The organism is Thioalkalivibrio sp. HK1, from assembly GCA_000583135.1.
Classification (GTDB): domain Bacteria; phylum Pseudomonadota; class Gammaproteobacteria; order HK1; family HK1; genus HK1.
Genome location: JFBG01000019.1, coordinates 119,149 through 128,124, shown reverse-complemented (window position 1 = coordinate 128,124; position 8,976 = coordinate 119,149). Strand labels below are relative to the sequence as shown.

The following is an 8,976-nucleotide window of genomic DNA, read 5'->3' as shown; positions in this document are numbered from 1 at the left end:
GTAGAGCCTTTCTACGCTCATCAGGCAGCCACTACCCCCCCCCCAGAAAATTTCAGCCTCGATGGTCTGAAAGCGTTCCTATGCGCCGTGCCGTCGCTTTCGCAAACCGAATAAGCGACTCGCAAAAACTATCGAGTCTGTTTCAAGAAATCATTGCAAAAGTCGGCGAGAACCCCCTCCCTTCGGAAATCGATTTTCTGGCGTGCGAAACCCAACACGTCGACGGCGGGATGTCGGCGCCGAAGCGCAACAAAGCCCTCGACTGGCTACGAGAAGAACCCTCGAGCAACGAACGAGGCGAGCCGGTCTGCAAACTCCTCTTCAACGCCAAATGCCTGGGCGAAGGCGTCGACGTTCCCAGCCTCGACGCCGTGCTCTTCATGCAGCCTCGCAAGTCTGAAATAGATATTGTCCAAGCCGTTGGTCGAGTGATGCGAACGGCACCGGGAAAAGACTACGGCTACGTGGTCGTGCCCGTTGTAGTCAACCCGAACGAAGATCCCGCAAAGGCTTTGGAAGGCTCCAACTATAAGGCGGTATGGCAAGTACTCAACGCCCTTAGAGCCCACGATGACCGCTTCCAATCGATCATCAACAAAATCGAACTCAACAAAGCCAAACCGGAAAATATCCGGCATATCGGCATCGGGTTCGGTCAAGAGGATGAAACATTCGCCGATGCCGTAGCGGAAGCAACGGTCACCGAGACGAAAAGAGCCGCCCAACTCGCACTATGGGAACAGGCAATCTACGCCAAGATCGTCGATAAATGTGGCGAGAGGGGATATTGGGTTAGTTGGGCAAAGGATGTCGCCAATATTCATACAACTCTGGTAGAACGAATTGAGACACTACGCACAAACAATTCCGATTTCAAAATGGTCTACCACGATTTTCTAGCGGATATCTGCCGCAATATCAACGATAATCTAACAAAAGAAGATGCGACATCTATGCTCGCACAGCACCTAATCACGCGACCTGTTTTCGATGCCTTATTCGCTGATTACGAATTCGCAAACAGCAACCCCGTCTCCAGATCAATAAATAACGTTATCGATCGATTCAACGATAGTATTCTAAAATCCGATTTAGATGACTTGGAACGATTTTACGATTCGGTACGCAGCCGCGCCGCGGGAATCGATAATGCAATCGGTCGCCAGGAAGTCATCATCGATCTTTTCGAGAATTTTTTCGAAATCGCTTTTCCCCGAGTCGCTCGCAGTTTTGGAATTGCCTATACTCCCATCAAGATAGTGGACTTCGTGCTGGCGAGTGCGGATTATGCTCTACGATCCGAGTTCGGGAGGTCATTGAGCGATGAAGGAGTGCATATCATTGATCCATTTACCGGAACTGGTAGCTTTATCAATCGTTTGATCCAAAACTCGGATCTGATCAAAGACAAAGACCTTGAACGTAAATTCAACCACGAACTACATGCCAACGAGATACTACTGCTGATCTATTACATCGCATCGGTGAACATCGAAGAAGCCTTCCATGACAGAGCGGGTGGGGATTATCGACCATTTCCCGGAATCGTTCTCACAGATACTTTCAACCTCTTTGAACGCGATACTACAGGGACAGGTGAAATGTTCCCGGAAAATGATCAGCGTCTGGCCCGCCAACGCAAGGCTCCTATACGGGTGATTGTCGGCAATCCACCGTGGTCAAGGCAGCAGAAATCGGAAAACGATAACGCTAAAAATATGATTTATCCGAAGCTTGATGACAGTATCCGCGCTAGTTATGCAGCGCATTCAAAAGCGAATAACAAGAATATCCTGTATGATAGCTATATCCGCGCATTTCGCTGGGCAAGCGATCGATTGGGCGATGAAGGGATAATTGCTTTCGTCTCTCCATCGGCTTGGATCGACAGAAATTTCGCCGATGGGATGCGACAAATATTAGCGGAAGAATTTGATCGTATATATCTTTTTGACCTACGCGGCGATATCCGTAAGGACATGCTCTCCAAGGGTACTGCACACGAGGGCGAAAATATCTTTGAAAATGCCAGCATGAGTGGATGCTCAATCTCAATCCTGATCCGCCGCAAGAAATCGAGTGTCTGTCAGATTTACTATCATGACATTGGCAACGATTTAAAGCGCGAGCATAAAATCGACCGCATCGTAAAGGCCAGACATATTGGCGGATTAATCTGGCGACACATCATTCCTAACACCGACTACGATTGGATCAATCAGCATGATCCACGTTTCCAATATTTTAAATCTTTGGGAAATAAACAAGTAAAATCTGGCAAGATGGCCCAACCTGATACTATTTTTAGTAGCTATAGCCTTGGAATTGCTACCAATCGTGATTTCTGGGCTTACAACTTCAGTCGTAGCAAATTGATAGATAATATGGAGCGGACAATCACTTTTTATAATGAGCAGGTTAAATCTTTCGCTGTAGCCACTCAAGATAATCCAAGGATTACACCTGATACATTCATTGATAATGATCCATCAAAAATCAGTTGGGACGGAAATCTAAAAAAAGATCTTGCGAAAGGTAAATACGGAATATTTGATTCTAGTGCAATATGTCTCTCTTCCTATAGACCATTCTGCCTACGCTATTTATACTTTGATCGTCATTTCAACAACAGCGTTTACCGCCAACCTAGCTACTTCCCGAAACCCGATATCGAAAACCGCGCAATCATAGTGCCCGGTATCGGCTCTCGAGAAGTCTGGTCTCCACTAATTGTCAACCGCGTACCGAACCTTGATTTCATAGAAAAAAGCCAGTGCTTCCCCCGCTACGTATGGAGCAAAGACGGCCAACGTCAAGACAACATCACCGAGACCGCCGTCCGCGAATTCCGCACCCTCTGCGGCGATGACTCCCTGACCGGAGACGACATCTTCGACTACGTCTACGGCATCCTCCACGCCCCGGATTACCAGCGCGATTTCGCCATCGACCTGAAAAAATCCCTACCCCGCATCCCGATGCCCAAAGACGCCACCCACTTCGAAGCCTTCCGAGACGCAGGCCATCGGCTGGCCGAATTGCACCTGAATTTCGAAACCGGCCCCGAATATCCCCTGAATATCCTGATCGACGGCGCCCCCGCCCTCCCCGGCGTCCCCGAAGAGACAAGCCGCCGCGTGATCAAAATGGCTTGGGGCAAGCAGGATGGCAAGGAAGACCGCACCCGCATCGTCTACAACGAGCGCATCACCATCGCCGGAATCCCCGAAGCCGCCCTACGCTACCAAGTCGCCGGCCGCCCCGCCCTCAAATGGCTGATCGAGCGCTACCAAATCAAAACCGACAAAGCCAGCGGCATCCAAAACGACCCCAACGACTGGATCGCCGAACAAGGCGACCCCCAATGGCTAATCCGCCACATCCAACGCATCACCTATCTGAGCATCGAGAGCGCCAAAATCATCGACGGACTACCCCCGGCGTATTAGAATACTCCTTTGAACATGAAGAGATTTTTTTCGCTTCATATCTATTTCTCATCCGCTGGGGGAATCGGGAAAGATCGAAAAAAGAGGGCTATTTCATGGACGCCAGAAGAATCGAAAAAGCAGCAAACCGGAGTGTCACGGTCTTTTGTCCGAAATGTGGACATTCTCAATTCATGTCTGACGAAAAATCAGATCGTCATATCTGTCAAGGATGCAATACCGCATTCACCGGAGATCGACTCCGGAAGGCGGCTATTGCCAAGGAAATGCCATCCATCACGAAAGATGTTACAGATGCAATCAGCGATGAACTATCGAAAAGCATTAAGAAGATCTTCAAATGACCGGTGTAGCGACCTCTACTAGAAATGATTTGCAGATTTCATTTTTTATCGAGCATGATCAAAGCCAGATGAAATCCGAACCTGTATCGGCGAGACGAATGCGATTCGCTTCCCCGAAAATACATGGTCGATCCGATTCAAAGGGCGATATCCGCTATTCATGATTCTATCGGGTGATCATCACGAAGTATTGCAGATCGACTCCAAAGCGGTCGATCTATCGGGAAATTCGATCGCTTCAAAGCGAATTACCATAAGATGATTTATGAACTTGAAAGCAGTATAGCCCTCCCCTATCGAATCTCCTCTTCCATCAAAGCGCTTTCTTGACCATTATCATCCTTGATCGTTATCATCCTTGACCGAAGCGAAGGCAGGACAACTTGGGTGTTGGCCATGTTCGAAAACGATTCGATGAAAGCGATGATCCTTGCCGCCGGGCGGGGGGAGCGGATGGGGGATTTGACCTTGGAAAGGCCCAAGCCCTTGTTGGAGGTGGCGGGGGTTTCGTTGATCGAGCATCAAATTCGGCGCCTGAAGCGAGCGGGTTTTCACGATATCGTGGTCAATCTTGCTTGGCTTGGGGATCAGATCGTGGAATGCTTGGGGGATGGCTCCGGTTTGGGGGTGAAGATCGACTATTCCTTCGAACCCGAGGGGGCGCTCGATACCGGCGGGGGGATCCGTCGAGCGTTGGCGCTACTCGGGGATGGGGATTTCGTGGTGATCAACGCCGATGTCTGGACCGACTATCCCTTCGAGCGTTTGCGTTCAGATGCGGGTAAAGGCGATGCCTTTATCGTCTTGGTCGATAACCCTTCTCATCATCCGCACGGGGATTTCGGTTTCTTGCCCGATGCCATGTCTGCCTCGGGCAAGTCGGTGCCGACCGCGCCGGTATCGGAAGGAGAAGACGGGCAACGGGCCGAGGGGCAAAAAGCAGACAGGATCGTGCACGGGAGGGTGGTCGAGATGGGCGAGGATGAGCGCTTGACTTTCAGCGGGATCGGCCGCTACTCGCCCCGGCTCTTCGCTCCCAAGCAGGAAGAGATATTTCCTTTATCGATGGTCTTGCGCGATGCCATCCGGAAGGGAACGGTCCATGCAGAGCACTATCGAGGTGAATGGGCCGACATCGGCACCCCCGAACGCTTGGCGGCGATCGATCGCAAGGTGCGGCGGGAGATCGCATCGGGGTCGAGAAGCGCTGTCTTCTGAAAAACTATCGGAAAAACGGCTCCGATATCGCCAAGATTTCCTCGATGGAACAAGGCTTCATCGCTTGGTAAAGATCGCAGGTCCCAAATCCCGAGTTTGCTTGCCGCCTTTGTGGGCCACCCTCCGGCATCGAGGCTTTCGATTCAAACGCCATCCAGTTGGTGACTGCGGTCTTTGAACCCCAAGATCGGAGTCAAGAGCATTGCTTGGGGCGATACCGCCATTTCAAATGGCTTCGGTCATTTGTGCACCGGGCATCTCGCCGTGTGGCCCCAGATTTTGGCGAGGACGACCGGCCTTGGCCGCATTCAGATGACGATACACGCCTGACAATACCCACCGGAGCGGTTGGTCTTCCAAACCGGGCGCACCCGCAACAGGCCGTAATCTTTCTTCGCGAAGGAAAGAGATGACGGCACTCATTAGCCTCGACCTCCACTGCACAAAAGGGCGAGCCGCTTCCATCTTTTCGATCTTCTCGCGCAGCAACTCATTGTCCATGGTGGCCGAATCAGGCAAGGATTTCAGTCTGCCGATCTTCTTGGTTAAAGGGATCCGACTTTTTCTCTTTTCGAAAGCACACTCAGACCCTTTGAAGAACGACTCGTATCAGCCGCGGTCACATCGAAGTTTCGAGCCACCAGCTCGATGGACTCACCCCGGTCAACTCGTTTGACGGCCTCTTGCTTGCGCTTGGCCGTCATGCGCTTTCTGCGAGTCGAACCCGTTTTCTCATCCTTCTGAATGGTCATGGAACACCTCCGTTGTCCCATAAAATCAGGGTTAGGATCAGGTCTTAAATAGTGTCCCAAATAACCCTAGGGCGGGGGAATCTTGCACGCCACCGTCATTCTCGGTTTCCGAGGAGTCCCCCCTTTTTTTGGCTGCTGACCTCTCCTACGATTTACCACGAGACACCTCCGTTATCCCATAAAATCAGATTTTGGATCAGGCCTTGATCGACGTCTCAAATAACACTGGTGCGAGGGAAGTGTGCCTTGACTGAACGCTTGATTCTATGATATTTCTATATTATTTATAACACGAAATATATAGCATGAATCAATCATCGAACTCCGCTACCCATATCGGTTATACTGCAAGCATCCTATCCGGCTAATTTCAGGAGATACGGGATGAGCGAGCCGAAAATGACCTTGGTTTTCGAGGGATCCGCCGTCGAGAACGGGGCGATCGATGTGCAGGATCTGGCGCCGGCCATTTTGTCTTTGGGCGAGTTGATACAGGCTGCGAACCACGAGATAAACGGCGATCGGGCGAAAATATCGATCAAGATGCGTGCCGTTTCCGAAGGCTCGTTCGAAGTCGATCTCATTTCGATACAGTCGATTATCGAACAGGCAAAGGGTTTGTATGATTGGATATCGAATAACGAGAGCAAGATCGCAACGGCAAACGAGATTCTCGATTTTTTATTCAAACTCAAAGAGATCGCAGGCGGCACCGTTGCCGGATTGATCATATTGATCATTTGGCTAAGAGGTAGAAAACCCGATAGGATCGAATATAAAGAAGGAAATGTCCACATTCATATCGGGGATAACTATATAACCACCGATCCGCAAACTTTGGAATTGGCGAAAAGCCGAAGCGTTAGAAAGCAAGCAAGGAAATTCGTTTCTTCGCTTTCCAAAGAAGGCATCGAGAATATTCGGGTGAGAAGGCCCGATTCAAAAGATATCAATATCCGCAAAGAAGATATCGAATATTTTGAATTCGAAGAGGGAGAGGATGATGTTTCGGATACGATAAGAGATATCAATCTCCAAATCATCAATTTGAGTTTCAAGGAGGATAATCAATGGCGGGTTACCGACGGTGATCTATCTTTCAGCGTGACGATCGAGGACAATGCCTTTTTGGATCGAATCGCAAACAACGAGATCGCTTTTTCCAAAGGTGATTTCTTGGTCTGCTCGGTAAGAGAGAAACAGACATTAACCTCTGATGGCTTGAAAATGAAGCGATCGATCGTCGAGGTGAAAGATCATCGACCGGGCGCTCGACAATCAAAACTGCAGATGTAACCACATATCAAGATGGGTGATATCGCTCGGATAAAATTCCGACCAGACGATACCTATCATATCTATGATCAAATCCATCGAGCAGCTGTTTCGCACCAGCCTCGATGGCTTGGAATAAGGATTTTTCGGCGGGGCGTTTATACCATCAACACTTGGGGCTCGAAACGCAAAACCGTTTGGTGAAAATATTCATCGTCCTGTTCAACCCCGACGAAACGCCTTCCGCATCTCAGTGCCGCGATTCCGGTGGAGCCGCTTCCCATGTAGGGATCGAAAACCAACTGTCCGGGGTTGGTATATGTTCTGATGAGAAACTCCATCAGCTTGACCGGCTTTTGCGTCGGATGCTATTTCTCGTCGCTATCGTTATTGACTACCGGGATGTTGATGATGGTGCGCGGATGTCTTTGTGTATCTCCGCCCGGGTTTCCAAGGCAGTGGTGGTGTCCGTAATTGCGAAGTTCTTCGGGCTCCGGTACCAGTGCGGGATTGACCGCATTGCTCGGGGCATGGCCCAATGTCCGCTGCGGATTGTAGGTCGGTGGTTTTCGGTAGAAAACCAAGATGTTTTCGTGCGCCTTCATCGGCAAGCGCTTGCTGTTCAGATGGCCCGTCGCCTTGTTTTTGTTCCATATCCATTCATAGCGATAGAGTTCCAAATTGGATACCGCCATTATTTTATCGAAGGGGGAGGCGGCCATGACCACGATCGCTCCATGGGGTCTGACGATTCTTGTCCAGTGCATCCATGTTTGATCCAGCATCTCTTGGAATTTTTTCGTATCCCATCCGTTACGGGTCGTTCCATAGGGCGGGTCGGTCAGCATCATATCGACGCTCTGATCGTCCATATCCGCATAAATCTCCATGCAATCGGCGTTATGGAGATCGTAATCGTCATCCGAGTAGGGGCAAGGCGGTTCGTTATCCCATGCAAAGAAATCGGGTTGCCATGTCCGTTGCATCGATTTTCGGAGCATGATGGTCATCCGGCTAATCCTCCTATGGGTCGTCCGACCGATCGATTCCGGGGCGAGGCTGCGCTGGTCTTGCGGCCAACCCCCGATTTTTGCACCCCGATAGCCTCTTCCTCGGTGCTTGTTTAGGGGTCCGTCTCGGATCGTCTTTGGATCGTCATTCACCTTGTGAGTGATTTTCTCGAGATTCTATCGCTTGAGAGGGTTTTCTCGGGATGACCTGTGGGAAAAAAACGGGTCGGAGCGCTCTCGCCCCGACCCGTGAGATCGGCAAAGTCAATTGGCGCTGTCGGAGGCGGTATCGGCTTTCATGTCGCCCTCGGAAGTCGTGCCCGCTCGCAGGCGGTCCCGGTTTTTATCCAAGGTCTTGCTGCCGATGCCTTTGACCTGAACGAGTTCGTCGATCGAGGAAAAAGGGCCGTTTTGCTCGCGCCATTCGACGATGGCCTGCGCTTTCTTGATTCCCACGCCGGTGATGGTCTGCGCCAGTTCTTCGGCGCTCGCCGTGTTGATATCGACGGTGTCCTGTGCATGAACCAAGGTTGCCAAGGCCATGACGATAGCGCACGCCAAGCCCTTCCATGCCGACCTGCCAAGTTCCGTAACCATAGAAATTCTCCCGTGTTGGGTGGATGGGGTGCGAGCCGCTGCCAATCTTTGCGGTCACGATAAAAACGCTATCCGAGCCTTCATGCAAGATCACCGTCCAAAGTTCCCGATACCCATCAGCATTTTGCCACTTTCACTGCATCGAATCGGAAGGAGAATCGTCCCTCGACGCCTTGTCGAGCGAGAAAAAGGGGCGATATCGAGGGGCCTTTTCCCCACAGTCTTCGGATATCGCTGGTGTATGAAGAGACCTGATGAGTCGAGCGGAAGAGTAAAGGCCTACTACAAGCCCATTACACTCTTCCCACAAGGATTCTTGCGATGAAAGGTG

Annotated in this window: 8 protein-coding genes and 1 pseudogene; 4 read left to right on the top strand and 5 right to left on the bottom strand. The window is 50.7% G+C overall.

Annotated features, from left to right (window positions below):
• Positions 1–80: 80 nt before the first annotated feature.
• From BF99_RS0107130 to BF99_RS0107105, 3 genes are all read left to right on the top strand, one after another.
• Positions 81–3,449, top strand: coding sequence for a type ISP restriction/modification enzyme (locus BF99_RS0107130; RefSeq protein ID WP_025770327.1), 3,369 nt, complete (start codon positions 81–83; stop codon positions 3,447–3,449).
• A 95-nt stretch (positions 3,450–3,544) separates the two neighbouring features.
• On the top strand, positions 3,545–3,793 hold the full coding sequence (locus BF99_RS0107125; RefSeq protein WP_025770326.1) for a hypothetical protein: 249 nt from the start codon (positions 3,545–3,547) through the stop codon (positions 3,791–3,793).
• 414 nt (positions 3,794–4,207) lie between these two features.
• Positions 4,208–5,011 carry a nucleotidyltransferase family protein gene (locus BF99_RS0107105; protein WP_025770325.1) on the top strand — a complete coding sequence of 268 codons (804 nt, stop codon included), beginning with the start codon at positions 4,208–4,210 and terminating at the stop codon, positions 5,009–5,011.
• A gap of 225 nt (positions 5,012–5,236) precedes the next feature.
• Here BF99_RS0107105 and BF99_RS22875 read toward each other — a convergent pair whose 3' ends face one another.
• Both BF99_RS22875 and BF99_RS22870 read right to left on the bottom strand, forming a co-directional pair.
• Positions 5,237–5,512, bottom strand: a complete 276-nt coding sequence (locus BF99_RS22875) for a hypothetical protein (RefSeq protein ID WP_025770324.1) — start codon at positions 5,510–5,512, stop codon at positions 5,237–5,239.
• Between the two features lie 44 nt (positions 5,513–5,556).
• Positions 5,557–5,763 (bottom strand): hypothetical protein, encoded by a 207-nt coding sequence (locus BF99_RS22870; protein ID WP_156013208.1) that lies wholly within the window; start codon positions 5,761–5,763, stop codon positions 5,557–5,559.
• Between the two features lie 384 nt (positions 5,764–6,147).
• Here BF99_RS22870 and BF99_RS0107085 point away from each other — a divergent pair, with 384 nt between their 5' ends.
• A complete protein-coding gene (locus tag BF99_RS0107085; RefSeq protein ID WP_156013207.1) occupies positions 6,148–7,059 on the top strand; it encodes a hypothetical protein in 912 nt (303 codons plus the stop codon).
• Between the two features lie 137 nt (positions 7,060–7,196).
• On the opposite strand, the pseudogene BF99_RS21890 reads toward BF99_RS0107085, so the two are convergent.
• From BF99_RS21890 to BF99_RS20370, 3 genes and pseudogenes are all read right to left on the bottom strand, one after another.
• Positions 7,197–7,394 (bottom strand): annotated as a pseudogene (locus BF99_RS21890) (DNA methyltransferase); the annotation flags it as partial.
• Between the two features lie 12 nt (positions 7,395–7,406).
• Positions 7,407–8,048 (bottom strand): DNA methyltransferase, encoded by a 642-nt coding sequence (locus BF99_RS20375; RefSeq protein ID WP_051482812.1) that lies wholly within the window; start codon positions 8,046–8,048, stop codon positions 7,407–7,409.
• Between the two features lie 264 nt (positions 8,049–8,312).
• Entirely contained in the window at positions 8,313–8,645 is a 333-nt protein-coding gene (locus BF99_RS20370) for a ComEA family DNA-binding protein (RefSeq protein ID WP_051482811.1), read from the bottom strand.
• Between the last annotated feature and the right edge of the window lie 331 nt (positions 8,646–8,976).

Excerpts from the sequence above, each read along its gene's own strand:
- BF99_RS0107130 (WP_025770327.1), top strand. The coding sequence starts at position 81 with ATGCGCCGTGCCGTCGCTTTCGCAAACCGAATAAGCGACTCGCAAAAA.
- BF99_RS0107125 (WP_025770326.1), top strand. The coding sequence starts at position 3,545 with ATGGACGCCAGAAGAATCGAAAAAGCAGCAAACCGGAGTGTCACGGTC.
- BF99_RS0107105 (WP_025770325.1), top strand. The coding sequence starts at position 4,208 with ATGAAAGCGATGATCCTTGCCGCCGGGCGGGGGGAGCGGATGGGGGAT.
- BF99_RS22875 (WP_025770324.1), bottom strand. The coding sequence starts at position 5,512 with ATGGACAATGAGTTGCTGCGCGAGAAGATCGAAAAGATGGAAGCGGCT.
- BF99_RS22870 (WP_156013208.1), bottom strand. The coding sequence starts at position 5,763 with ATGACCATTCAGAAGGATGAGAAAACGGGTTCGACTCGCAGAAAGCGC.
- BF99_RS0107085 (WP_156013207.1), top strand. The coding sequence starts at position 6,148 with ATGAGCGAGCCGAAAATGACCTTGGTTTTCGAGGGATCCGCCGTCGAG.
- BF99_RS20375 (WP_051482812.1), bottom strand. The coding sequence starts at position 8,048 with ATGACCATCATGCTCCGAAAATCGATGCAACGGACATGGCAACCCGAT.
- BF99_RS20370 (WP_051482811.1), bottom strand. The coding sequence starts at position 8,645 with ATGGTTACGGAACTTGGCAGGTCGGCATGGAAGGGCTTGGCGTGCGCT.